Source organism: Escherichia sp. E13S3 (assembly GCF_004212325.1).
Lineage (GTDB): Bacteria > Pseudomonadota > Gammaproteobacteria > Enterobacterales > Enterobacteriaceae > Escherichia.
Map to the genome: position 1 here is coordinate 53,825 of NZ_RHJR01000018.1, position 24,101 is coordinate 77,925.

The window sequence follows — 24,101 nt, forward strand, 5'->3', positions numbered from 1 at the left end:
TCACAATGAGTACTACAACCCAGAATATCCCGTGGTATCGCCATCTCAATCGTGCGCAATGGCGCGCATTTTCCGCTGCCTGGTTGGGATATCTGCTTGATGGTTTTGATTTCGTTTTAATTGCCCTGGTACTCACTGAAGTACAAGGTGAATTCGGGCTGACAACGGTACAGGCGGCAAGTCTGATTTCCGCAGCCTTCATCTCTCGTTGGTTCGGCGGCCTGATGCTTGGCGCTATGGGCGACCGCTACGGGCGTCGTCTGGCAATGGTCACCAGTATCGTTCTCTTCTCGGTTGGGACGCTGGCCTGCGGCTTTGCGCCTGGCTACATCACTATGTTTATTGCTCGTCTGGTGATAGGCATGGGGATGGCGGGTGAATACGGTTCCAGCGCCACCTATGTCATTGAAAGCTGGCCAAAACAGCTGCGTAACAAAGCCAGTGGTTTTCTGATTTCAGGCTTCTCTGTGGGGGCCGTCGTTGCCGCTCAGGTCTACAGCCTGGTGGTTCCGGTCTGGGGCTGGCGTGCGCTGTTCTTTATCGGCATTTTGCCGATCATCTTTGCTCTCTGGCTGCGGAAAAACATCCCGGAAGCGGAAGACTGGAAAGAGAAACACGGGGGCAAAGCACCGGTGCGCACGATGGTGGATATTCTCTACCGTGGTGAACATCGCATCGCCAATATCGTGATGACGCTGGCGGCGGCTACTGCGCTGTGGTTCTGCTTCGCCGGTAACCTGCAAAATGCCGCAATCGTCGCTGTTCTCGGGCTGTTATGCGCCGCAATCTTTATCAGCTTTATGGTACAGAGTACGGGCAAACGCTGGCCAACGGGCGTAATGCTGATGGTGGTTGTGTTATTTGCTTTCCTCTACTCGTGGCCGATTCAGGCACTGCTGCCAACGTATCTGAAAACCGATCTTGCTTATGACCCGCATACTGTCGCCAATGTGCTGTTCTTTAGCGGCTTTGGGGCGGCGGTGGGTTGCTGTGTCGGCGGCTTCCTCGGTGACTGGCTGGGAACGCGCAAAGCCTACGTTTGTAGCCTGTTAGCCTCGCAATTGCTGATTATTCCGGTATTTGCGATTGGCGGTGCAAACGTCTGGGTACTTGGTCTGTTGCTGTTCTTCCAGCAGATGCTCGGTCAGGGGATCTCCGGGATCTTACCGAAACTGATTGGTGGTTATTTCGATACCGATCAGCGTGCGGCGGGCCTGGGTTTTACCTACAACGTTGGTGCACTTGGCGGCGCACTGGCGCCGATCATTGGTGCGCTGATTGCTCAACGTCTGGATCTGGGCACGGCACTGGGATCGCTTTCGTTCAGTCTGACGTTCGTGGTGATCCTGCTGATTGGGCTGGATATGCCTTCTCGTGTTCAGCGTTGGCTGCGCCCGGAAGCATTGCGTACTCATGACGCTATCGACGGCAAACCATTTAGCGGTGCCGTGCCGTTTGGCAGCGCCAAAAACGATTTAGTCAAAACCAAAAGTTAATCCTGTTGCCCGGTCATGTGCCGGGCCTTTTGCTAAGGGAAGAAGTATGTCGTTACTTGCACAACTGGATCAAAAAATCGCCGCCAACGGTGGCCTGATTGTCTCCTGCCAGCCGGTGCCTGACAGCCCACTTGATAAACCGGAAATCGTCGCTGCCATGGCATTAGCGGCAGAGCAGGCGGGTGCGGTTGCCATTCGCATCGAAGGTGTGGCAAATCTGCAAGCCACGCGTGCGGTGGTGAGCGTGCCGATTATTGGGATTGTGAAACGCGATCTGGAGGATTCTCCGGTACGCATCACGGCCTATATTGAAGATGTTGATGCGCTGGCGCAGGCGGGCGCGGACATTATCGCCATTGACGGCACCGACCGACCGCGTCCGGTGCCTGTTGAAACGCTGCTGGCACGTATCCATCATCATGGTTTACTGGCGATGACCGACTGCTCAACGCCGGAAGACGGCCTGGCATGCCAAAAGCTGGGAGCCGAAATTATTGGTACTACGCTTTCTGGCTATACCATGCCTGAAACGCCAGAAGAGCCGGATCTGGCGCTGGTGAAAACATTGAGCGACGCCGGATGTCGGGTGATTGCCGAAGGGCGTTACAACTCGCCAGCGCAGGCGGCAGACGCAATGCGCCACGGCGCGTGGGCGGTAACAGTTGGTTCTGCCATTACGCGTCTTGAGCACATTTGCCAGTGGTACAACACAGCGATGAAAAAGGCGGTGCTATGACCACACTGGCGATTGATATTGGCGGTACAAAACTTGCCGCTGCGCTGATTGGCGCTGATGGGCAGATCCGCGATCGCCGTGAACTACCGACACCTGCCAGCCAGACTCCGCAGGCGCTGCGTGATGCCTTATCCGCATTAGTCTCCCCGTTACACGCTCATGCGCAACAAGTTGCCATCGCTTCAACCGGGATAATCCGCGATGGCAGCCTGCTGGCGCTAAATCCGCATAATCTCGGTGGATTGCTACACTTTCCGTTAGTCAAAACACTGGAACAACTTACCGATTTGCCGACCATTGCCATTAACGATGCGCAGGCCGCTGCGTGGGCGGAGTATCAGGCGCTGGAAGGCGATATAACCGAGATGGTGTTTATCACCGTTTCCACTGGCGTCGGCGGCGGTGTAGTGAGCGGCGGCAAACTGCTTACCGGCCCTGGTGGTCTGGCGGGGCATATCGGGCATACACTTGCCGATCCGCATGGTCCCGTCTGTGGCTGTGGACGCACAGGTTGCGTGGAGGCGATTGCTTCTGGTCGCGGCATTGCAGCGGCAGCGCAGGGGGAGTTGGCTGGCGCGGATGCGAAAACCATTTTCATGCGCGCCGGGCAGGGCGACGAGCAGGCGCAGCAACTGATTCACCGCTCCGCCCGCGTGCTGGCAAGGCTGATCGCCGATATTAAAGCCACAACTGATTGCCAGTGCGTAGTGGTCGGTGGCAGCGTTGGTCTGGCAGAAGGGTATCTGGCGCTGGTGGAAACGTATCTGGCGCAGGAGCCAGCGGCATTTCATGTTGATTTACTGGCGGCGCACTACCGCCATGATGCAGGTTTACTTGGGGCTGCGCTGTTGGCCCAGGGAGAAAAATTATGATGATGGGTGAAGTACAGTCATTACCGTCTGCCGGATTACATCCTGCGTTACAGGACGCGTTAACGCTGGCATTAGCTGCCAGACCACAAGAAAAAGCACCGGGTCGTTACGAATTACAGGGCGACAATATCTTTATGAATGTCATGACGTTTAACACTCAATCGCCCGTTGAGAAAAAAGCGGAATTGCACGAGCAATACATTGATATCCAGCTGTTATTAAACGGTGAGGAACGGATTCTGTTTGGCATGGCAGGCACTGCGCGTCAGTGTGAAGAGTTCCACCATGAGGATGATTATCAGCTTTGCAGCACCATTGATAACGAGCAAGCCATCATCTTAAAACCGGGAATGTTCGCCGTGTTTATGCCAGGTGAACCGCATAAACCAGGATGCGTTGTCGGCGAGCCTGGAGAGATTAAAAAGGTTGTGGTGAAGGTTAAGGCTGATTTAATGGCTTAAAACTTAGTTCGTTTTAAAGATTCTGCAGACACCGTCTGCAGAATTCGAAACCGCTGAAATTAACGGCGTCTATAGCCTTCCTCTAACACCGCCTGTGTTCGAACGAGTTCATCCGCGAGTCGTTTCTCATCAGGTAGCGTCCAGTGCTCTTTGGCGTAGTTGAGATACATATTCATTTGTCCGGCATCGCTATAGCTAAATTTGCCCACTTTTAGATCGACGATTAGCAGGCAGCGTAAACGGCGGTGGAAAAACAACAGATCGACCCGAAACCAGTTGTCATCAATGCGTAACCTTCGCTGTCGACCAACAAAGGCAAAATCATCCCCAAGTTCCAGCATGAAATCCATCAGGTGGTTGATCAGCGCCTCCTCAAAATCGGATTCTGAGTATTCATCTTTCAACTCCAGAAATTCGAGCACAAAAGGATCGCGTATCGCCTGTTGCGGAAGAATATGCGTCTCGGCAGGAGCGTGTTGTTGCAGCATGGCTGATTTGTCATGTGACAGTAGTGTCCGCTCATAAAACTGGGTCGCAATTTGCCGCTCTAGCTGGCGAACAGACCAGCCACAGCGGAGCGTCTCTTTTTCATAAAAGCTGCGGGCGTCAGCGTTTTTAACGGAAAGTAAACGGACGTAGGTGGACCAGGGCAGGGGGAAAGATTTGGCAGACAGCGTCTGCCGAATTTCAATATGTTGATAAAAAAGGTAAAAAAGCCTCATTTGGCGTAAGTTTTTTGCAGAGAACCCACGCTTATACCTTAGACTTAAATCCTTTGATAGCCGCTTGATTAGCTGCGTACCATACGCGGCCCGAGCCTCACCACCTTGTTCAAATTCGACTATCCGTCGGCCAATTTCCCAATACGTCGCGGTCATTAACGCGTTAACACTACGTACCGTTTCCGTCCGGGCACTATCGACCAGGTGAATAATGCCGTCGTGGATTTGCTGGTAGCCTGCGGTGGTTTGAAATGAGAGCGATTCCATTATCTTTCCCTTTATATGGAGCTGTGTTGAATAATGGAATCAGCTATACGCCGGGCATCTGCCGGTAACAATCCAGATGAGCGTATTACATTGGTTTTCTTCAGATTATGCGAGGCGTTTTCCAGAAAGAAAGGAGAATTTCAGCGCCGACTCTTTTCTGAGGAGGCGGCGCTGTGACAGAGTTTAAACTTCCAGCCAGTTCATAATGCCGTCCGCCGCCTTACGACCTTCGGCAATAGCGGTCACCACCAGATCGGAACCACGGACGATATCGCCGCCAGCAAAGATTTTCGGGTTGCTGGTCTGGAAGGCGTTGTCGTTGCTTTCCGGGGCGATAATGCGCCCCTGCGAATCCAGCTCGACGCTGTGTTTTGCCAGCCATTCCATGCTGTGTGGGCGGAAACCAAACGCCATGATCACCGCATCCGCCGGAACAATATGTTCGGAACCTGCAACGATCTCCGCGCGGCGACGACCTTTGGCATCCGGTTCACCCATTTCGGTACGCACCATTTTTACGCCGCTGACTTTGCCGTTACCGTTCACTTCTATACCTAGTGGCTGGACGTTAAATTTGAACTCTACGCCTTCTTCCCGCGCGTTTTTCACTTCGCGGCGGGAACCCGGCATGTTCTCTTCATCACGACGATAGGCACAGGTAACGTGCTTCGCACCCTGGCGTACAGACGTGCGCACGCAATCCATCGCAGTGTCGCCACCGCCAAGTACCACCACGCGTTTACCTTCCATGCTGACAAACGGTTCTTCGCGGGTTTCACCAAAGCCCATTAACTGTTTGGTGTTGGCGATGAGGAACGGCAGCGCCGCGTACACGCCATCGGCGTCTTCGTTTTCCAGTCCGCCGCGCATTGACTGATAAGTCCCGACGCCAAGGAACACCGCATCGTAATCACTCAGCAGATCGTCCAGCTGTACGTCGCGGCCTACTTCGGTATTGAGTTTGAATTCAATACCCATGCCGGTGAAGATTTCACGGCGGCGCGTCATTACCTCTTTTTCCAGCTTGAAGGCCGGAATACCGAAGGTCAGCAAGCCGCCAATTTCCGGGTGACGGTCGAAGACGACCGCTTTTACGCCGTTGCGCGTCAGGACATCCGCACACGCCAGACCGGCCGGGCCTGCGCCGATAATCGCCACTTTTTTACCGGTCTGTTTCACGCCGGACATATCCGGACGCCAGCCCATTTCGAACGCTTTATCATTGATATAACGCTCAATGTTGCCGATGGTCACTGCACCAAACTCATCGTTCAGAGTACAGGAACCTTCGCACAGACGGTCTTGCGGGCAGACACGTCCGCAAACTTCCGGCAGGGTATTGGTCTGATGCGACAGTTCTGCCGCTTCAAAAATACGTCCCTCGTTGGCGAGCTTCAGCCAGTTCGGGATGTAGTTGTGTACCGGGCATTTCCACTCGCAGTATGGGTTGCCGCACGACAGGCAGCGGTCAGCCTGCGCTTTGGCCTGGCCTTCGGAAAACGGCTCGTAAATTTCAACAAACTCAATTTTGCGGATCTTCAGCGGTTTCTTTGGCGGATCAACGCGCTGCAGGTCGATAAATTGATAAACATTCTGACTCATTGTTGCTACCCCTTACTGCGCCTGCACGCGCAACTCTGCTGCGCTACGACTACGGTGACCCAGCAGTGCTTTTACATCACTGGACTTCGGTTTAACTAGCGCAAATTTAGTGGCGAAGGTTGACCAGTTCGCCAGAATCTCTTCACCGCGCTGAGAACCGGTATGCTGCACATGCTCGGTGATAAGACCACGCAGATGCTCTTCATGGATCGCCAGATCGTCAACGCTTAAGACCTCGACCAGTTCCGGGTTAACGCGTTTGCGGAAATCGCCGCTTTCATCGAGAACGTAAGCGAAGCCGCCGGTCATGCCCGCGCCGAAGTTAACGCCGGTTTTACCCAGAATACAGACGATACCACCCGTCATATATTCACAGCCGTTGTCGCCAATACCTTCTACCACGGTGATAGCACCGGAGTTACGCACGCCGAAACGTTCACCCGCGCGGCCTGCGGCATACAGACGACCACCGGTCGCGCCATACAGGCAGGTGTTGCCGATAATGCTTGCTTCATGGCTGCGGAAGGCTGAGCCAACCGGAGGACGAATGGCGATTAAGCCGCCCGCCATGCCTTTACCAACATAGTCGTTGGCATCACCGGTCAGGTACAGTTCCACGCCGCCCGCGTTCCACACACCGAAGCTCTGGCCTGCGGTGCCGTTGAAGTACGCTTTGATAGGATCGGCTGCCAGCCCCTGATCGCCGTGCGTTTGGGCGATATAGCCTGAAAGCGACGCGCCGACAGAACGGTCGGTGTTGCGAATATCGAACCAGAAGGTTTTGCTCTGGCGTTCATCGACAAACGGTTTCGCCTGTTGCAGCAACTGCGCATTCAGCAGGCCGTTATCAAACGGCGGGTTGTTTTCGGTGCAGTAGAGCGCCTTACCAGCCTTAGGCTCGGCAGTCTCCAGCAACTTCGACAGCGCCAGCTTCTGCTGTTTGGCGGTGAAACCGTCCAGCTCTTTCAGCAGGTCGGTACGGCCAATCAGATCCACCAGACGCGTTACGCCCAACAGTGCCATCAGCTCGCGGGTTTCACGGGCGATAAACTCAAAGTAATTCGTCACCTTGAACGGCAGGCCGTGATAGTGATTCTTACGCAGTTTGTCATCCTGAGTTGCTACACCCGTGGCGCAGTTGTTCAGGTGGCAAATACGCAGATATTTACAGCCGAGTGCGACCATTGGGCCAGTGCCGAAGCCGAAGCTTTCTGCGCCGAGAATTGCTGCTTTAATGATATCGACACCCGTTTTCAGGCCGCCATCAACCTGCAACCGAATTTTATGACGTAGACCGTTAGCAACCAGCGCCTGCTGGGTTTCCACCAGACCGAGTTCCCACGGGCAGCCTGCATATTTCACCGACGACAGCGGGCTTGCCCCCGTACCGCCGTCATAGCCTGCGATGGTGATTAAATCGGCATAAGCTTTCGCCACGCCAGTCGCGATGGTACCGACGCCCGGTTCGGACACAAGTTTTACGGAGATCATCGCTTTCGGGTTGACCTGCTTGAGGTCGAAAATCAGCTGCGCCAGGTCCTCGATAGAGTAGATATCGTGGTGCGGCGGCGGGGAGATCAGTGTCACGCCCGGCACCGAATAGCGCAGTTTGGCGATGTAAGGCGTGACTTTATCGCCCGGCAACTGACCGCCTTCACCCGGCTTCGCGCCCTGGGCGACTTTAATCTGAATGACGTCGGCATTGACCAGGTACGCCGGAGTAACACCGAATCGACCGGAAGCCACCTGCTTGATGCGCGACACTTTGTTGGTGCCATAGCGGGCAGGGTCTTCACCACCTTCACCGGAGTTCGAGTTACCACCGATGCTGTTCATCGCTTCTGCCAGCGCTTCGTGCGCTTCCGGGCTTAATGCGCCAATAGACATTGCAGCGGTATCGAAGCGTTTAAACAGTTCGCTTGCCGGTTCAACATCAGCAATGTTGATCGCTTCATCACCCGGCGTAATTGCCAGCAGATCGCGCAGCGTTGTTGCCGGACGCTCATTAACCAGCTTCGCGTATTCCTGATAGTCGCTGTACTCGCCACTCTGGACCGCCTGTTGCAGCGTGCGCACCACGTCCGGGTTGTAGGCGTGGTATTCGCCGCCGTGCACATATTTCAGTAGGCCGCCCTGGCTGATGGGCTTACGCGCCAGCCAGGCACGTTTCGACAGATTCAGCAGATCCTGCTGGAAGTCTTCAAAGCTTGCCCCACCAATGCGGCTGACCGCGCCCTGGAAGCACAGGCCCACTACATCATCGTGCAGGCCGACCGCTTCAAACAGTTTCGAGCAGCGATAAGAGGCGATGGTGGAGATGCCCATTTTGGACATGATTTTGTACAAGCCTTTGTTGATGCCGTTACGGTAGTTCAGCATCACGGTACGATAATTTTTAGCAATCGCCTGAGTGTCTACCAGGCGGCCCAGCGTTTCATAGGCAAGGTATGGATAAATAGCCGTCGCGCCGAAGCCCAGCAACACGGCGAAATGGTGCGGATCGCGGGCGCTGGCGGTTTCGACGATGATGTTGGCATCGCAACGCAGACTTTGATCGACCAGACGGGTCTGGATCGCGCCAACCGCCATCGGGGCCGGAACCGGCAGGCGATCTTTGCCGATATTCCGGTCGGAAAGCACCAGCAATACGGTGCCGCTACGTACCATTTTTTCGGCTTTGTCGCACAGCTCTTTGACCGTCGCTTCGAGCGTGGTTTTGGTGACGTCAAAGGTGATATCCAGCGTATCTGCGCGGTAGTGTTTCTCTTTCATCGTCGTGAGCTGTTTGAAATCGGAGTAGAGCAGAATCGGCGATTTAAAGCTTAAACGGTGCGCCTGGCCTTCTGCTTCGCAGAAGACGTTCATTTCACGACCGATACTGGTGGCGAGCGACATAACGTGCGCTTCACGCAGCGGGTCGATTGGTGGGTTAGTTACCTGCGCAAACTGCTGACGGAAATAGTCGTAAATAATGCGCGGCTGACTGGAGAGCACGGCGAATGGAGTGTCGTCGCCCATCGAACCGACCGCCTCCTGGCCGTTTTCGCCCAGCACACGGATTACAGAGTCCAGCTCTTCCGCGCTGTAGTTAAACTGTTTCTGGTAGCTGGCAAGCGTGTCGTCGTCCAGTTCGCGGCTACCTACTTCTTCATCGGGCAGATCTTCAAACGGTACCAGACGGCGGACGTTTTTCTCCATCCACTCTTTATAGGGATGGCGGCTTTTCAGATCGTCATCGGTTTCTGCCGAGTGCAGAATGCGCCCACTGCGAGTGTCGATTACCATCAGTTCGCCTGGCCCGACGCGGCCTTTTTCGACCACTTCGTCAGGCTGATAATCCCAGATACCGACTTCAGAGGCGCAGGTGATGAGCTTATCTTTGGTGATGACATAGCGCGCCGGACGCAGACCGTTACGGTCAAGGTTACAGGCGGCAAAACGACCGTCAGACATCACGATGCCCGCCGGGCCATCCCACGGCTCCATATGCATGGAGTTAAAGTCAAAGAAGGCACGCAGTTCCGGGTCCATATCCGGGTTGTTCTGCCAGGCGGGTGGTACTAACAGGCGCATGGCGCGGATGATATCCATCCCGCCAGCCAGCAACAGTTCCAGCATGTTATCCATTGAGCTGGAGTCGGAGCCGGTTTCGTTGACGAACGGCGCGGCGTCGTGCAGGTCAGGGATCAGTGGCGTCTGGAATTTATAGGTACGGGCGCGCGCCCATTGGCGGTTACCGGTAATGGTGTTGATCTCGCCGTTATGCGCCAGATAGCGGAACGGCTGCGCCAGCGGCCAGCGCGGTACGGTGTTAGTGGAGAAGCGCTGGTGGAACAGGCAAATGGCAGATTCCAGACGCAGGTCCGCAAGATCCAGATAAAAGCGCGGCAGATCTGCCGGCATACACAGACCTTTATAGATGTTCACCAGATTCGACAGGCTACAGACGTAGAAGTCTTTGTCGGCTTCGAGACGCTTTTCAATGCGGCGGCGGGCGATAAACAGACGGCGCTCCATATCACGCGGACGCCAGCCAGCCGGAGCGTTAACGAAAATTTGCTCAATGCGTGGCAGAGAAGAGAGGGCGATTTCACCCAGCACGCCTTCGTTAGTGGGGACATCACGCCAGCCCACAATCGACAAGGTTTCGCGTTGCAGCTCTTCTTCAACGATGCGGCGTGCGGCAGCGGCGAGTTCAGGATCTTTATTCAGGAAGAGCATCCCGACGGCGTAGTTTTTTGCTAAACGCCAGCCGCGCTCCTGCGCAACGATGCGAAAAAAGCGATCCGGTTTTTGTAATAGCAGGCCGCAACCGTCACCGGTTTTACCATCGGCGAGAATCGCACCACGGTGCTGCATTCGGGCCAGTGCGTGTATTGCAGTACGCACTACCTTGTGGCTAGGTTCGCCTTCTATGTGGGCGATCAGGCCGAAACCACAGTTATCCTTCTCAAGGGATTTATCGTACAACATATCAGTGAACCTCCCCAGGCTCTGCGGGAACCCCACTTCCGAACCGCTACGCACGGGCACAGAAAGAGCGTGGCGACGGGGTTTGCGTGTCATACGCGCGCCTCGCATTCGCCCCCTTGTTGTCCTTTTCGCATCGGTTAATACGGTGAAGAGGGGATCTCAATTACTGCATAAATATGATGAGCAGGCTGCTCATCCAGAAAGCTTCCAGCGGATTTCCAACTTATCGGGAAAGCTGATACAGGTCAAATGGCAAGCTTATTGGTACAAAAATGTGCTTTAGCGCAAAATTCTTTATTAATTATCTGAAATTAAAATAGATTTTCTATTTAAGGCTAAAAGGGACGTCGTTAGAGAAACAGCCAATTCCTGACTGTCATTAAGGCGTGTTAACCCTTATCCTGCCTTGAACTGACGAGAAAACCAGCATTTTATACTGCCTTAATTGGTAATGACGTTTCATGCTACTGTTTTTGCCTAAAATCCATAAGGAGATAAAAAAATCTGACACAAGATAAGCAAAAGTGATTTATGTGATTATGCATGAAATTTCGGTAATTTTGATTGATTATGCAGTTGATAAAAGCAAGCCGGGACGATTGATCCAGGTCATCGCCGAATTGAGCTAAAAATGGCAGGCTTTGGCCTCTTTTCAAGGCGCGGTCTATCAGATTATGCAGTTACAGAAATTAGTCAATATGTTTGGTGGTGATCTCACCCGTCGCTATGGGCAAAAGGTGCATAAGCTGACGCTGCACGGCGGTTTTAGCTGCCCTAACCGTGACGGTACCATCGGGCGTGGCGGCTGCACATTCTGTAATGTTGCCTCGTTTGCCGATGAAGCGCAGCAACATCGTTCCATTGCCGAGCAACTGGCGCACCAGGCGAATTTAGTTAACCGCGCGAAACGCTATCTGGCTTACTTTCAGGCGTATACCAGCACCTTTGCGGAAGTTCAGGTGCTGCGTTCTATGTATCAACAGGCGGTAAGCCAGGCCAATATCGTTGGTTTGTGTGTTGGTACGCGCCCGGACTGCGTGCCAGATGCGGTGCTGGATCTGCTTTGCGAATATAAAGACCAGGGCTATGAAGTGTGGCTGGAGCTGGGGCTGCAAACCGCACACGACAAAACGCTGCATCGCATCAATCGCGGCCATGATTTTGCCTGTTATCAGCGTAAAACCCAGCTGGCACGTCAGCGCGGTCTGAAGGTGTGTTCTCACTTAATTGTCGGGCTGCCTGGCGAAGGGCAGGCTGAATGTTTGCAAACGCTGGAGCGAGTGGTTGAAACCGGCGTGGACGGCATAAAGCTGCATCCGCTGCATATTGTGAAAGGCAGCATTATGGCGAAAGCCTGGGAAGCGGGGCGTTTGAACGGTATTGAACTGGAAGATTACACGCTCACTGCCGGAGAAATGATTCGCCATACGCCGCCGGAAGTTATCTACCACCGCATTTCCGCCAGCGCCCGTCGCCCGACGCTACTTGCACCGCTATGGTGTGAAAATCGCTGGACGGGGATGGTTGAGTTGGATCGCTATCTTACTGAACATGGCGTACAGGGATCGGCGCTGGGACGTCCGTGGCTACCTCCAACGGCGTAGGCCATTGAGGGGAATTCCGCATTTCTCACACAATTTATAACGTAACTGCCAGAATTGGGTATTATTGGGGCAGGTTGTCGTGAAGGAATCCCCTAATGAAGCAAATTCGTCTGCTGGCGCAGTACTATGTTGACCTGATGATGAAGTTAGGTCTGGTGCGCTTCTCAATGTTGCTGGCGCTGGCCCTCGTCGTTCTTGCCATTGTGGTACAAATGGCGGTAACCATGGTGCTGCATGGTCAGGTCGAAAGCATTGATGTTATCCGCTCTATTTTCTTTGGTTTGTTGATTACGCCATGGGCGGTCTACTTTCTTTCGGTAGTCGTTGAGCAACTCGAGGAGTCACGGCAACGCCTGTCACGGCTGGTGCAAAAACTGGAGGAGATGCGCGAGCGCGATCTAAGCCTCAACGTTCAGTTAAAAGATAATATTGCCCAGCTAAATCAGGAAATCGCCGTTCGTGAAAAAGCAGAAGCAGAACTGCAGGAAACCTTCGGTCAGCTGAAAATTGAAATCAAAGAGCGCGAAGAGACGCAAATTCAACTCGAACAACAATCTTCGTTCTTACGTTCCTTCCTTGATGCTTCACCCGATCTGGTTTTTTACCGTAACGAAGATAAAGAGTTTTCCGGCTGTAACCGTGCGATGGAACTGCTGACCGGGAAAAGCGAAAAACAGTTGGTGCATTTGAAACCTGCGGACGTTTACTCGCCGGAAGCCGCAGCGAAAGTCATTGAAACCGACGAGAAGGTGTTCCGTCATAATGTGTCACTAACCTATGAGCAGTGGCTGGATTATCCGGATGGACGCAAAGCCTGCTTTGAAATCCGTAAAGTGCCGTACTACGACCGCGTGGGTAAACGCCACGGCTTGATGGGGTTCGGCCGCGACATTACCGAGCGTAAGCGTTATCAGGATGCGCTAGAACGCGCCAGCCGCGACAAAACAACCTTTATCTCCACCATCAGTCATGAGTTGCGTACGCCGCTGAACGGTATCGTCGGCTTAAGCCGAATTCTGCTGGATACAGAGCTCACCGCCGAGCAGGAAAAATATCTCAAAACTATCCATGTTTCCGCCATCACTTTGGGGAATATCTTCAACGATATTATTGATATGGATAAGATGGAGCGACGTAAAGTTCAGCTCGATAACCAGCCGGTTGATTTCACCAGCTTCCTGGCCGATCTGGAAAACCTCTCCGCACTGCAGGCGCAACAAAAAGGTTTGCGCTTTGTTCTTGAACCAACACTGCCGTTGCCGCATCAGGTGATTACCGACGGGACTCGCTTACGCCAGATCCTGTGGAACTTAATCAGTAACGCTGTGAAATTTACCCAGAAGGGCCAGGTGACTGTTCGCGTACGTTATGACGAAGGCGACATGCTGCATTTTGAAGTGGAAGACTCCGGCATCGGTATTCCACAGAATGAACTGGATAAAATTTTCGCCATGTATTACCAGGTGAAAGACAGCCACGGTGGCAAACCTGCAACCGGTACGGGTATTGGCCTGGCGGTTTCTCGTCGACTGGCGAAAAATATGGGTGGTGATATCACAGTCACCAGCGAACAAGGTAAAGGCTCGACCTTTACCCTGACGATCCACGCGCCGTCGGTGGCGGAAGAAGTAGATGACGCGTTTGATGAAGATGATATGCCTTTACCAGCGCTGAATGTGCTGTTGGTAGAAGACATTGAGCTGAACGTCATCGTTGCCCGTTCGGTGCTGGAAAAACTGGGCAACAGCGTTGATGTGGCGATGTCTGGTAAGGCAGCACTGGAGATGTTTAAGCCGGGCGAATACGACCTTGTATTGCTGGATATTCAGTTACCAGATATGACCGGGCTGGATATATCTCGCGAACTGACGAAGCGTTATCCGCGTGAAGATTTACCACCGCTGGTGGCCTTAACCGCTAACGTGCTGAAAGACAAACAAGAGTACCTCAATGCTGGAATGGATGATGTGCTGAGTAAGCCGCTTTCTGTTCCGGCGCTAACCGCGATGATCAAGAAATTCTGGGATACCCAGGATGATGAGGAGAGCATGGTGACGACAGAAGAGAGTGGTAAATCAGAAGCATTGCTCGATATTCCCATGCTGGAACAGTATCTCGAACTTGTAGGACCGAAGCTGATTACCGACGGGTTGGCCGTGTTTGAGAAGATGATGCCGGGCTATGTCAGCGTACTGGAGTCGAACCTGACGGCACAGGACAAAAAAGGCATCGTTGAGGAAGGACATAAAATTAAAGGCGCGGCGGGTTCCGTGGGGTTACGCCATCTACAACAGCTGGGGCAGCAAATTCAGTCTCCCGATCTTCCTGCGTGGGAAGATAACGTAGGTGAATGGATTGAAGAGATGAAAGAAGAGTGGCGTCACGACGTAGAAGTGCTGAAAGCGTGGGTGGCAAAAGCCGCTAAAAAATGACCCCGGCTAGACCGGGGTGCGCGAATACTGCGCCAACACCAGGGAAATCTTGGCTGCGCCGTAATTTTTTATGATAAGTAACAAAGGCACAGCACTGTTTTTCAGGCCGCATGCAGTTAAGATAGCAAATCTTAAATGATTTGTTACATGAATCAGTTAAATGTGTGATGCGTAGCGTTTTTATTAAAAAAATTAATGTGTTTCAGTCAATTGCGAAAGGATGATCACAATGAAGAAAATTGGCGTAGTTCTGAGCGGATGCGGCGTCTATGACGGTTCTGAAATTCATGAAGCGGTATTGACGTTATTAGCGATATCTCGCAGCGGCGCGCAGGCAGTTTGTTTTGCTCCAGATAAGCAGCAGGTTGATGTCATCAACCATTTAACCGGTGAAGCAATGGCGGAAACGCGCAATGTGTTGATTGAAGCGGCGCGTATTACGCGTGGTGAGATCCGCCCTCTGGCACAGGCTGATGCCGCCGAACTGGATGCGTTAATTGTGCCGGGTGGATTTGGCGCGGCAAAGAATTTGAGTGATTTTGCCAGTCTTGGCAGTGAATGCAGCGTGGATCGTGAGTTAAAGGCGCTGGCGCAGGCAATGCATCAGGCCGGAAAACCGCTTGGCTTTATGTGCATTGCCCCGGCAATGTTGCCGAAAATCTTCAATTTCCCGCTGCGTTTGACTATCGGTACAGATATCGATACCGCAGAAGTGCTGGAAGATATGGGCGCGGAGCATGTGCCATGTCCGGTAGATGATATTGTCGTTGATGAAGACAATAAGATTGTTACCACACCTGCGTATATGTTGGCACAGAACATTGCGGAAGCAGCAAGTGGTATTGATAAGCTGGTTTCCCGCGTACTGGTTCTGGCGGAATGAGCAAACGCCGCATAACGGCGTTCGGTTTCGTTCGCCGTTTCATTCTGCGGTTACTGATTGTCCTCGTTGTGCTCTGGGGCGGGGGTATAGCGCTGTTTAGTATAGCGCCAGTCCCGTTCTCTGCGGTGATGGCCGAGCGTCAGCTAAGTGCCTGGCTGCATGGCAACTTTCGTTACGTGGCGCATTCTGACTGGGTCAGTATGGATCAAATCTCGTCGTGGATGGGGCTGGCGGTGATTGCCGCAGAAGATCAGAAATTTCCCGAGCACTGGGGTTTTGATGTCGCTTCCATTGAGAAAGCCCTGGCGCACAACGAGCGCAATGAAAACCGCATTCGCGGCGCATCAACAATTTCGCAGCAGACAGCCAAAAATCTCTTTTTGTGGGATGGGCGAAGCTGGGTAAGAAAAGGGCTGGAAGCCGGATTAACACTGGGGATAGAAACGGTCTGGAGCAAAAAGCGCATCCTGACGGTTTACCTGAATGTCGCCGAATTTGGCGAAGGTGTGTTTGGCGTCGAGGCTGCGGCACAGCGTTATTTCCATAAATCCGCCAGCAAACTTACCCGTTCGGAAGCAGCGTTACTGGCGGCTGTATTACCCAATCCACTTCGTTTCAAAGTTACTGCACCTTCGGGCTACGTGCGTAGCCGTCAGGCGTGGATTTTGCAGCAAATGCATCAGTTAGGCGGTGAGTCGTTTATGCAACAACACCAGCTGTATTAGGCTTCGCGCGAGGAGAGGGCGAGCTTTTTGCTGTCACGCGGTTGCGCCTCTTTTTGCAGAGCAACAGCTAACGCTGGTTGAGTGATAAAACGTCGCCACAACCGCTTTTGCTTACGCAGACAACACCACTTCGACCAGGTCGCCAGTGGAATCAACGTGCTTTCACCAATGTTGTCACAGACGACAGGGATAATTTCTGACTCACTGATGCGGTGGCAGAGGATATTCTGCGGCTTCAGCGACATCGTCACGATGTGGTTATTCTGCAAATAACGCTTTAACTGTTTTAGTAACTGACGCAGTTGCGCGATATCTTCTTCGTAATGGCATTGTTTAGCAAATTCGCTCAGTGTAATAGACGGTTTGCCATCAAAATCGGCAATGACATCGTAGACATAACCGGTTCCGCAATCAGTCTCAACCGTACCGTGATAGCGCGGAATACCGCTCCAGTCTTTCAAACGACGACCAAGATGCGCATAGTACTTTAACTCACGGCGGATCTCTTTATCACCACCGTCGCCACGGTGGTAGACAATTTTAATACAGCGTTGGGCATCTTCCGGATGCGCATAACATTTTCGATGTCTTCCGGTGCCCAGGGGACTTTGTTCAGATAAGCGAATCATGCCATCTCCTGGAGGTATTTTCTGACTGTCTCCAGTATGAGGGCTTAACTTAAACAAAACCTAAACAAGCTTTTTTAAGGTTTTCTTAAGGTTTTATACTTACAGAAAAGCGCACGAAATGTACAATTTGCGAGAAATGGGGATATTTGGGGGTTGTGCTTTTTTCGTACGTTAGGGCGGAAGGGGCGTGTCTGGGGGAATTAAGTGTCGGAATGACGAAGATTAATCTTCGTCAAAACCTGAGTTAAAGAGGGCGATGACGGCGGCCAGCGCCTCAACTTCCTGCGGACCGGTCGCTTCGACTTCAATCTGTCGTCCTTTGGCAGAATCCAGCATCAACAGCGCAATAACGCTGTTGGCTTCAGCCTCGGTGCCTTCGTCATTACGTAAAAGCACTTCGGCGTCAAAACCCTGCATTAATTCAAACAGTTTCATAGCAGGCCGGGCATGCATGCCCAGCTTGTTAGTGATTTCGACAGTTTGTTTGACGGTCATGGTTTACGTTTTTCCAGCGTGCGATGGCGTGACTGGACGTTTTTACCGCGTGAGCGGAAGTAGTCAGCCAACTGTTCTGCAATATACACCGAACGGTGTTTCCCGCCAGTACAACCAATGGCGACCGTCAGGTAGCTACGGTTGTTGGTTTCCAGCATAGGTAACCATAGCTCAAGATAGCTACGCGTCTGGTAGATAAAATTGTGTACTTCTGTGTGCCTATCGAGGAATGCGGCGACAGGTTTATCAAGGCCCGTCATCGGACGCAGTTTCGGATCCCAGTGTGGGTTCGGCAGGAAACGTACGTCAAAGACGTAATCCGCGTCGATAGGAATACCGTGCTTGAAGCCGAAGGATTCAAAGACCATTGTCAGTTCACGCTCGCGTTTACCCAGCAGGCGGGTACGCAGCATTTCTGCCAGTTCATGAACGGACATTTCAGACGTATCGACAATCAGATCCGCCCGTGAACGCAGCGGTTCCAGCAGATCGCTTTCTTTGTCGATAGCACTTTCCAGCGACAGGTTTTTGCTGGAAAGCGGATGCAGGCGGCGCGTATCGCTGTAACGACGAATCAGCGTGTTACGATCGGCATCGAGAAACAGGAGTTGCGGTGAGAAAGCATCAGGCAGATTGCTCATCGCCTGTTCGAATATTTCTGGCGACTCTGGCATATTGCGGACATCAATGCTGACGGCGGCAGAAATCTCGCGATCGGCCAGAGTCCGAGCCAGATCGGGTAACAGCACTACGGGAAGGTTATCCACGCAGTAAAAACCCATATCTTCCAGCGCCCGCAGGGCGACAGATTTGCCTGACCCTGAACGTCCGCTGACGATCATCAGTACCATGTACTGTTTCTCCTCACAACGTCTAAAAGAGACATTACAGAATAACTACGTTTCATCCGGAGTACCTTCGGTATCCGTAATGATTTGATACAGCTCTTCATCGCTCTGGGCTGCACGTAAACGGCGGCAGATAGTTTTGTCCGCCAGACGTTTCGCGACCAGCGAAAGAGTGTGCAGGTGCGTTTTGGTTTGGTCTGCGGGTACCAACAGGGCAAAAAGTAAGTCTACCGGCTGGTTATCGATGGCATCAAAAGCAATGGGTGTTTCTAGCTGAACGAAAACGCCAACCGCGCGTAGGGTATCTTCTTCCAGTTTGCCGTGCGGAATGGCAATGCCATTACCAATACCGGTACTGCCCATTTTTTCCCGCGTCAGAATAGCTTCAAAAACCACCTGCGGCGGCAGGCTAAGTTGTTTTGCCGCCAGTTCGCTGATGATTTCCAGGGCGCGTTTTTTGCTCTGACAGTGGACGCGGCTTCGCGTACATTCCCTGTTAAGAACACTGCTAAGCTGTAGAGTTGTATCATTATTTGTCATAATTTCACCTAAGAATCTGCCCACTCAAACAGTGGGGCAGATTCGGAGCATTAACCGTACAAATGGCCTGTTGTGCCATACAACAGGCCGCCATGCACTTGCTAATTGCCCGGACAATTAGTGTTGTTTCAATTTATCTTTATGCTTGGTTAGCTGACGTGCCAACTTATCAATTAAGCCATCAATGGCGGCGTACATGTCCTGACCTTCCGCGCTGGCATGAATTTCGCCACCGTTAACATGCAGTGTTGCATCTGAGGTGTGGGTGACTTTCTCCACTTTCAGAACAACATAAACCTGGTTGATTCGGTCAAAATATTGCTCAAGTTTGGCAAACTTTGAGGTGACAAATTCGCGCAGGGCCTCGGTGATCTCGACGTTATTTCCGGTAATGTTGAGCTGCATAGTGTCTTCCTTATCGGTTGGGTCAAACGAGCTGTTTACGCTGGTTTGACGGCGGAATGGATAAAGACTCTCGGTACTTCGCAACAGTGCGGCGTGCCACCATGATACCTTGTTCTGACAACAAAGAGGTTAACTTGCTGTCGCTCAACGGTTTCGCTGGGTTTTCCGCCGCGATTAATTTCTTCACCAGTGCACGAATCGCCGTGGAAGAGGCTTCGCCACCCCCTTCGGTATTGACGTGACTGGAAAAGAAATACTTCAGTTCAAAAATGCCTCGTGGACTATGCAGGTACTTTTGCGTGGTCACGCGAGATATCGTCGATTCATGCATCTCGACGGCCTGGGCGATATCAGCCAGCACCATCGGTTTCATATATTCTTCGCCTTGCTCAAAGAAGGCTTGCTGTTGTTCAACAATACAGCGACTGACGCGCAGCAGCGTATCGTTACGGCTTTCCAGGCTCTTAATCAACCATTTAGCATCCTGCAGATTGCTGCGGATAAACTGACTGTCGCCATCGTTACGTGCGTTATTGCACATTGAGGCGTAATGCTGGTTGATTTGCAGACGTGGAATACTGTCGCTGTTCAGTTCAACCGTCCACTGGCCGTTATGCTTACGCACCAGCACATCAGGGATGACATATTCCGGTTCACCGGTCTGGATCGACTGGCCAGGACGTGGATCGAGTGACTGGATCAGATTGACGGCTTCTTTCAGCAAATCTTCTTTCAGACGCGTGACGCGCATTAATGAGCGAAAGTCGTGATTGGCCAGCAGATCGAGATGATCGCTAATGATCAGTCGAGCTTCTTCCAGCCACGGCGTGGTTTTATCGAATTGGGAAAGTTGGATCAGCAGACAGTCACGCAGATCTTTCGCTGCCACACCGACCGGATCAAAACGCTGGATGCGTTTCAGAACTGCTTCAACTTCATCGATGTCGATCTCTTCATCGCCCATACTTTCGAGAATATCTTCCAGCGGGACGGTCAGATAACCGGTGTCATCAACGGCATCGACGATGGAGGTGGCGATAGCGCGGTCAGTGTCGGAAAACGGTGTCAGCTCGACCTGCCACATCAGATAATCCTGCAAGGTCTGCGTCGTTTCGCCCTGATAGACCGGCAGCTCGTCGTCGATGTAGTCACCGCTGGTGCCTGATGGCGTACCGGCGGTGTAGATGGTATCCCAACTGGCATCGAGCGGCAGCTCTTCCGGCATCTCTTTTTGTTCGAGCGCGTCAGCGGTATCCAGCGTTTCGCTGTCTGGCGTTTCGTGAGTGTCGATTTCATCATGAGTGTCGATTTGCTCAAGCAATGGATTACTTTCCAGCGCCTGCTGTAGCTCCTGCTGAAGCTCCAACGTGGACAACTGCAACAGACGAATCGCCTGTTGTAGCTGAGGCGTCATTGCCAGTTGTTGGCTAAGCCTGAGTTGCAAACCTTGCTTCATGTTCAGAATCGTACTCTCCTGCTAAAACGTCGCAAACTTCTACCCTATCAGAGTCTGAAGTCTTCCCCAAGGTATACACGCTTAACATGTTCATCTTGTAAGATTTCTGTCGGCGTGCCATGAGCGATTAAATGCCCCTGACTGACGATATAAGCGCGTTCACAAACAGCCAACGTTTCACGCACGTTATGGTCGGTGATAAGCACGCCCAGGCCGCTGTCGCGCAGGTGTTCAATGATACGTTTGATGTCGATAACCGAGATCGGGTCAACCCCGGCAAATGGTTCATCGAGGAGGATAAATTTCGGATTCGCAGCCAGTGCGCGCGCAATTTCTACACGACGGCGTTCACCACCGGAGAGCGATTGCCCCATGCTGTCGCGTAAATGCTCAATGTGGAACTCTTCCATCAGCTCGTTCGCGCGATCTTCACGCTGTTCAGCGGATAAGTCGTCACGAATTTGCAGTACCGCCATCAGGTTATCGTAAACGCTGAGGCGACGGAAAATAGAGGCTTCCTGCGGCAAATAGCCGATACCGCGACGCGCACGCGCATGCAGCGGCAGCAGGCTGATATCGTCGTCATCAATAATAATGTTGCCCGCATCGCGCGGTACAATGCCAACGACCATATAGAAAGTGGTCGTCTTACCGGCACCGTTTGGCCCCAGCAGACCGACAATCTCCCCGGAGTTGACGGTCAGGCTGACGTCTTCCACCACGCGGCGGCCTTTATAGGCTTTTGCAAGGTTCTTTGCAGTTAAAGTTGCCATAACGAATTAATTACCCTTCTTCTGCGCCGGGGTCTGGCCTTTGTTGTTTTTGTCCTGCAACTGTGACGGCACCAGAACGGTGGTCACACGCTTACCTTTGTCACTGAAAGCCTGCATTTTCTGCTCTTTCACCAGGTAAGTGATCTTATCGCCCTTAATGTTGCTATCGACCTGCTGCAGATAAGCGTTACCCGTCAGAACGACAAAATCTTTTGCCAGTTCGTAATGCATCTGGGAAGCGTGACCTTCAACGGGTTTACCGTTGTCCTGCATCTGGTAGAACGTTGCCGGTTTACCGTAGCCGTCAATCACCTCTTTACCTTGTTCGCCGCCCGGACGGGTAACGACCACTTTATCGGCATTAATTTTAATGGTGCCTTGAGTCACGACGACATTACCGGTAAAGGTAACCACGTTGCCTTGCATATCAAGAGATTGCTGGTCCGACTCAATGTGGATCGGTTGGTCAGTATCTCCGGTAACGGCAAATGCCGGAATGCTGGCGGCCAGAAGTGAGCTGGCAAGCACAAGATTAAGGCTGAGTTTGTTTGTTTTGAATTTCATAGGATGTTCTAACCTTTTCAATCAGCTCGGCATTCTTGCTGCGTAAGTTGCCGCGCATTTTCAGACCGCTGGAGTTAAATGTTGTTCCGTATAACGTGACGAGGTTTTCAGAGGTAACATCCTGCGTCACCAGATTGATCTGCGCGTTATCCGTCGTGATTCTGCGAAGTTGAGAGTCCGGCACGAGTGCGTTGACTTCAACGTGTCCATATAAATAGAGCATCCGGTCATTGGTTAGCTTGGCTTTATCTGCTTTAACCGACCATGTCGGGATTTTATCCTTATCAAACGTGGTAAGTACGGGTTGCGTAAACCACGAAACGGCCTGATCGGAATAATATTCAACGTGTTGAGCAATCAATCGATAGCTTAGGGCTCCTTCTGGGTTATAGACGAGCGTGTCCGTATGCTCGCTTTTATAGGTGGGATCATTGTTGTTGACGACCACCTGGGCGGTATCGTCTTTCTCGGTCATGTTAACGCCGATCATCACCAGAACCGCCAGTGATAGCACAATGATAACCCAACGTCTGGCTTTACTCATATCGATTGCCCTTTGGCTTCATCCAGTTTGCCCTGCGCCAGAAGTAATAAGTCGCAAACTTCACGAACCGCGCCACGACCGCCAGCAATGCGCGTCACGTAATCAGCGCGCGGAATCAATAGCGGATGCGCATCGGCTACGGCCACGCTTAAGCCCACTTTTTCCATCACTGGCCAGTCGATAAGATCATCACCAACGTAAGCCACGTTTTCTGGCGCAATCGCCAGTTTTTCCAGCAGATCGCCAAAGGCGATAAGCTTGTTTGATTGCCCCTGATACAGATGGGTGATCCCTAACGTTGCACACCGATCTTCTACCAGTTTAGCCTTTCGTCCAGTAATGATGGCGACTTCAATATCAGAGGTGAGCGCACAGCGGATACCGTAACCGTCACGAACATTGAACGCTTTCAGCTCTTCGCCATTGTTACCCATATAAATCAGACCATCTGACAATACGCCATCAACGTCGAGGATCAGCAGACGAATGTTCTCTGCTTTTGCCATCACATCGGCGCTAACAGGGCCGTAACAGGTCGCAAGCGACGCACCTGCTTTACTCATTGTTGTTTATCCTTGAATCTTTACACTACGCCAGCACGCAATAAATCGTGCATATGTAACACACCGAGTAAGTGGTCGCCATCGGCAACCATTACGGAAGTGATATGGCGGGACTGCATTAAGTTCAGCGCCTCAACGGCCAGAATGCCAGGACGTACACGAATTCCCCCTGGCGTCATCACATCGGCAATACCTAACTGACGGACATCCACGCCCATATCGAAGACACGGCGTAAATCACCGTCGGTAAAGATGCCTTCAATCATCATATTGTCATCGCAAATGACGGTCATACCAAGATTTTTGCGGGTGACTTCCAGCAGCGCATCGCGCAGGCTGGCCGTTTTCTTGACATGCGGGATCTCGTCGCCCGTATGCATAATATCGCTGACGCGAAGCAGAAGTTTACGACCAAGTGCGCCGCCTGGATGCGAAAGTGCAAAATCTTCGGCGGTAAAGCCGCGCGCTTTCAACAAGGCGACGGCGAGCGCATCTCCCATGACCAGCGTCGCGGTAGTACTGCTGGTTGGCGCCAGCCCTAACGGACAAGCTTCTTTTGCTACTTTAACACACAGATGCACGTCTGCTGCGCGTGCCATGCTGCTCTCCGGACGACCGGTGATGCAAATTAACGGTACATGCAGGCGTTTGAGTACCGGGATTAAGGCCGTGATTTCGCTGGATTCACCTGAGTTAGAAATCGCAATGACCACGTCCTGCGGGGTGACCATGCCTAAATCGCCATGTGCGGCCTCACCGGGATGGACGAAAAATGACGGAGTACCGGTGCTGGCAAAGGTTGCTGCCATTTTGCGCCCAATGTGTCCCGATTTACCCATTCCCATGACCACGACTTTACCTTTACACCAGAACATCTTTTCACAGGCGAGCGTGAAATTCTGATTGATGTATTGATCAAGCTCTGCCAGGCATTCACGTTCAATCGCCAGGACTTCTTTACCTGCTTGCTGAAAGTCAAAACCCGGTTGCAACTCTACGTGCGACATAATG

Annotated in this window: 22 protein-coding genes; 8 read left to right on the forward strand and 14 right to left on the reverse strand. The window is 52.4% G+C overall.

The genetic code is table 11. The features are described 5' to 3' along the window. Nucleotides 1-5: 5 nt before the first annotated feature. From nanT to nanQ, 4 genes are read left to right on the forward strand one after another with little or no spacing between them, the layout of a single operon-like run. Nucleotides 6-1,496 carry a sialic acid transporter NanT gene (gene nanT, locus D9597_RS17845; protein ID WP_130223752.1) on the forward strand — a complete coding sequence of 497 codons (1,491 nt, stop codon included), beginning with the start codon at nucleotides 6-8 and terminating at the stop codon, nucleotides 1,494-1,496. Nucleotides 1,497-1,542: 46 nt separating this feature from the next. Beyond that, nucleotides 1,543-2,232, forward strand: a complete 690-nt coding sequence (locus D9597_RS17850; protein ID WP_130223754.1) for an N-acetylmannosamine-6-phosphate 2-epimerase — start codon at nucleotides 1,543-1,545, stop codon at nucleotides 2,230-2,232. After that, nucleotides 2,229-3,104 carry an N-acetylmannosamine kinase gene (gene nanK / locus D9597_RS17855; RefSeq protein WP_130223756.1) on the forward strand — a complete coding sequence of 292 codons (876 nt, stop codon included), beginning with the start codon at nucleotides 2,229-2,231 and terminating at the stop codon, nucleotides 3,102-3,104. The genes D9597_RS17850 and nanK overlap by 4 nt, the downstream gene beginning before the upstream one ends. Continuing rightward, a complete protein-coding gene (nanQ, locus tag D9597_RS17860; protein WP_000979882.1) occupies nucleotides 3,101-3,565 on the forward strand; it encodes an N-acetylneuraminate anomerase in 465 nt (154 codons plus the stop codon). Before nanK ends, nanQ begins: the two co-directional genes overlap by 4 nt. A gap of 59 nt (nucleotides 3,566-3,624) precedes the next feature. Here the strand turns inward: nanQ and D9597_RS17865 are convergent, their stop codons facing one another. From D9597_RS17865 to gltB, 3 genes are all read right to left on the reverse strand, one after another. After that, a complete protein-coding gene (locus tag D9597_RS17865; RefSeq protein ID WP_130223758.1) occupies nucleotides 3,625-4,554 on the reverse strand; it encodes a PDDEXK nuclease domain-containing protein in 930 nt (309 codons plus the stop codon). A gap of 183 nt (nucleotides 4,555-4,737) precedes the next feature. After that, complete coding sequence (gene gltD / locus D9597_RS17870) at nucleotides 4,738-6,156, reverse strand: glutamate synthase subunit GltD (RefSeq protein ID WP_032185200.1); 1,419 nt, start codon at nucleotides 6,154-6,156, stop codon at nucleotides 4,738-4,740. Between the two features lie 12 nt (nucleotides 6,157-6,168). Continuing rightward, complete coding sequence (gltB, locus tag D9597_RS17875; RefSeq protein ID WP_130223760.1) at nucleotides 6,169-10,629, reverse strand: glutamate synthase large subunit; 4,461 nt, start codon at nucleotides 10,627-10,629, stop codon at nucleotides 6,169-6,171. Nucleotides 10,630-11,303: 674 nt separating this feature from the next. On the opposite strand from gltB, the gene D9597_RS17880 reads away from it, so the two are divergent. The 4 genes from D9597_RS17880 to mtgA all read left to right on the forward strand — a co-directional run bounded on the left by D9597_RS17880 (nucleotide 11,304) and on the right by mtgA (nucleotide 16,273). After that, nucleotides 11,304-12,233 carry a TIGR01212 family radical SAM protein gene (locus D9597_RS17880; RefSeq protein ID WP_130223762.1) on the forward strand — a complete coding sequence of 310 codons (930 nt, stop codon included), beginning with the start codon at nucleotides 11,304-11,306 and terminating at the stop codon, nucleotides 12,231-12,233. A 95-nt stretch (nucleotides 12,234-12,328) separates the two neighbouring features. Further along, entirely contained in the window at nucleotides 12,329-14,665 is a 2,337-nt protein-coding gene (gene arcB, locus D9597_RS17885; protein WP_130223764.1) for an aerobic respiration two-component sensor histidine kinase ArcB, read from the forward strand. Between the two features lie 229 nt (nucleotides 14,666-14,894). Beyond that, on the forward strand, nucleotides 14,895-15,548 hold the full coding sequence (elbB, locus tag D9597_RS17890) for an isoprenoid biosynthesis glyoxalase ElbB (protein ID WP_130223766.1): 654 nt from the start codon (nucleotides 14,895-14,897) through the stop codon (nucleotides 15,546-15,548). Continuing rightward, nucleotides 15,545-16,273, forward strand: a complete 729-nt coding sequence (gene mtgA / locus D9597_RS17895; RefSeq protein ID WP_130223768.1) for a monofunctional biosynthetic peptidoglycan transglycosylase — start codon at nucleotides 15,545-15,547, stop codon at nucleotides 16,271-16,273. Before elbB ends, mtgA begins: the two co-directional genes overlap by 4 nt. Here mtgA and yrbL read toward each other — a convergent pair. The 11 genes from yrbL to kdsD form a co-directional block, all read right to left on the reverse strand. After that, nucleotides 16,270-16,902, reverse strand: coding sequence for a PhoP regulatory network protein YrbL (yrbL, locus tag D9597_RS17900; RefSeq protein WP_130219195.1), 633 nt, complete (start codon nucleotides 16,900-16,902; stop codon nucleotides 16,270-16,272). The two genes, mtgA and yrbL, sit on opposite strands and share 4 nt — an antisense overlap. A 222-nt stretch (nucleotides 16,903-17,124) precedes the next feature. Next, nucleotides 17,125-17,397 (reverse strand): PTS phosphocarrier protein NPr, encoded by a 273-nt coding sequence (gene npr / locus D9597_RS17905; RefSeq protein ID WP_000216792.1) that lies wholly within the window; start codon nucleotides 17,395-17,397, stop codon nucleotides 17,125-17,127. Then, nucleotides 17,394-18,248: an RNase adapter RapZ gene (rapZ, locus tag D9597_RS17910; RefSeq protein WP_000243741.1), complete on the reverse strand. Its 855-nt coding sequence runs from the start codon at nucleotides 18,246-18,248 to the stop codon at nucleotides 17,394-17,396. Before rapZ ends, npr begins: the two co-directional genes overlap by 4 nt. A 45-nt stretch (nucleotides 18,249-18,293) precedes the next feature. Next, the gene (gene ptsN, locus D9597_RS17915) at nucleotides 18,294-18,785 is read right to left on the reverse strand and encodes a PTS IIA-like nitrogen regulatory protein PtsN (protein WP_000183677.1); all 492 of its coding nucleotides are present in this window, start codon (nucleotides 18,783-18,785) and stop codon (nucleotides 18,294-18,296) included. 117 nt (nucleotides 18,786-18,902) lie between these two features. Continuing rightward, nucleotides 18,903-19,190: a ribosome hibernation promoting factor gene (hpf, locus tag D9597_RS17920; protein WP_001176602.1), complete on the reverse strand. Its 288-nt coding sequence runs from the start codon at nucleotides 19,188-19,190 to the stop codon at nucleotides 18,903-18,905. A gap of 22 nt (nucleotides 19,191-19,212) precedes the next feature. Further along, a complete protein-coding gene (gene rpoN / locus D9597_RS17925) occupies nucleotides 19,213-20,646 on the reverse strand; it encodes an RNA polymerase factor sigma-54 (protein WP_130223770.1) in 1,434 nt (477 codons plus the stop codon). Nucleotides 20,647-20,693: 47 nt separating this feature from the next. After that, nucleotides 20,694-21,419 carry an LPS export ABC transporter ATP-binding protein gene (lptB, locus tag D9597_RS17930; RefSeq protein ID WP_000224099.1) on the reverse strand — a complete coding sequence of 242 codons (726 nt, stop codon included), beginning with the start codon at nucleotides 21,417-21,419 and terminating at the stop codon, nucleotides 20,694-20,696. A 6-nt stretch (nucleotides 21,420-21,425) separates the two neighbouring features. Then, nucleotides 21,426-21,983 (reverse strand): lipopolysaccharide ABC transporter substrate-binding protein LptA, encoded by a 558-nt coding sequence (gene lptA / locus D9597_RS17935; protein ID WP_130219197.1) that lies wholly within the window; start codon nucleotides 21,981-21,983, stop codon nucleotides 21,426-21,428. Further along, nucleotides 21,952-22,527: an LPS export ABC transporter periplasmic protein LptC gene (gene lptC / locus D9597_RS17940; RefSeq protein ID WP_130223772.1), complete on the reverse strand. Its 576-nt coding sequence runs from the start codon at nucleotides 22,525-22,527 to the stop codon at nucleotides 21,952-21,954. The genes lptA and lptC overlap by 32 nt, the downstream gene beginning before the upstream one ends. Next, nucleotides 22,524-23,090 (reverse strand): 3-deoxy-manno-octulosonate-8-phosphatase KdsC, encoded by a 567-nt coding sequence (kdsC, locus tag D9597_RS17945; protein WP_064529519.1) that lies wholly within the window; start codon nucleotides 23,088-23,090, stop codon nucleotides 22,524-22,526. Before kdsC ends, lptC begins: the two co-directional genes overlap by 4 nt. Nucleotides 23,091-23,110: 20 nt before the next feature. After that, nucleotides 23,111-24,097, reverse strand: coding sequence for an arabinose-5-phosphate isomerase KdsD (gene kdsD, locus D9597_RS17950; RefSeq protein WP_130204572.1), 987 nt, complete (start codon nucleotides 24,095-24,097; stop codon nucleotides 23,111-23,113). Nucleotides 24,098-24,101 lie beyond the last annotated feature (4 nt).

Excerpts from the sequence above, each read along its gene's own strand:
- nanT (WP_130223752.1), top strand. The coding sequence starts at position 6 with ATGAGTACTACAACCCAGAATATCCCGTGGTATCGCCATCTCAATCGT.
- D9597_RS17850 (WP_130223754.1), top strand. The coding sequence starts at position 1,543 with ATGTCGTTACTTGCACAACTGGATCAAAAAATCGCCGCCAACGGTGGC.
- nanK (WP_130223756.1), top strand. The coding sequence starts at position 2,229 with ATGACCACACTGGCGATTGATATTGGCGGTACAAAACTTGCCGCTGCG.
- nanQ (WP_000979882.1), top strand. The coding sequence starts at position 3,101 with ATGATGATGGGTGAAGTACAGTCATTACCGTCTGCCGGATTACATCCT.
- D9597_RS17865 (WP_130223758.1), bottom strand. The coding sequence starts at position 4,554 with ATGGAATCGCTCTCATTTCAAACCACCGCAGGCTACCAGCAAATCCAC.
- gltD (WP_032185200.1), bottom strand. The coding sequence starts at position 6,156 with ATGAGTCAGAATGTTTATCAATTTATCGACCTGCAGCGCGTTGATCCG.
- gltB (WP_130223760.1), bottom strand. The coding sequence starts at position 10,629 with ATGTTGTACGATAAATCCCTTGAGAAGGATAACTGTGGTTTCGGCCTG.
- D9597_RS17880 (WP_130223762.1), top strand. The coding sequence starts at position 11,304 with ATGCAGTTACAGAAATTAGTCAATATGTTTGGTGGTGATCTCACCCGT.
- arcB (WP_130223764.1), top strand. The coding sequence starts at position 12,329 with ATGAAGCAAATTCGTCTGCTGGCGCAGTACTATGTTGACCTGATGATG.
- elbB (WP_130223766.1), top strand. The coding sequence starts at position 14,895 with ATGAAGAAAATTGGCGTAGTTCTGAGCGGATGCGGCGTCTATGACGGT.
- mtgA (WP_130223768.1), top strand. The coding sequence starts at position 15,545 with ATGAGCAAACGCCGCATAACGGCGTTCGGTTTCGTTCGCCGTTTCATT.
- yrbL (WP_130219195.1), bottom strand. The coding sequence starts at position 16,902 with ATGATTCGCTTATCTGAACAAAGTCCCCTGGGCACCGGAAGACATCGA.
- npr (WP_000216792.1), bottom strand. The coding sequence starts at position 17,397 with ATGACCGTCAAACAAACTGTCGAAATCACTAACAAGCTGGGCATGCAT.
- rapZ (WP_000243741.1), bottom strand. The coding sequence starts at position 18,248 with ATGGTACTGATGATCGTCAGCGGACGTTCAGGGTCAGGCAAATCTGTC.
- ptsN (WP_000183677.1), bottom strand. The coding sequence starts at position 18,785 with ATGACAAATAATGATACAACTCTACAGCTTAGCAGTGTTCTTAACAGG.
- hpf (WP_001176602.1), bottom strand. The coding sequence starts at position 19,190 with ATGCAGCTCAACATTACCGGAAATAACGTCGAGATCACCGAGGCCCTG.
- rpoN (WP_130223770.1), bottom strand. The coding sequence starts at position 20,646 with ATGAAGCAAGGTTTGCAACTCAGGCTTAGCCAACAACTGGCAATGACG.
- lptB (WP_000224099.1), bottom strand. The coding sequence starts at position 21,419 with ATGGCAACTTTAACTGCAAAGAACCTTGCAAAAGCCTATAAAGGCCGC.
- lptA (WP_130219197.1), bottom strand. The coding sequence starts at position 21,983 with ATGAAATTCAAAACAAACAAACTCAGCCTTAATCTTGTGCTTGCCAGC.
- lptC (WP_130223772.1), bottom strand. The coding sequence starts at position 22,527 with ATGAGTAAAGCCAGACGTTGGGTTATCATTGTGCTATCACTGGCGGTT.
- kdsC (WP_064529519.1), bottom strand. The coding sequence starts at position 23,090 with ATGAGTAAAGCAGGTGCGTCGCTTGCGACCTGTTACGGCCCTGTTAGC.
- kdsD (WP_130204572.1), bottom strand. The coding sequence starts at position 24,097 with ATGTCGCACGTAGAGTTGCAACCGGGTTTTGACTTTCAGCAAGCAGGT.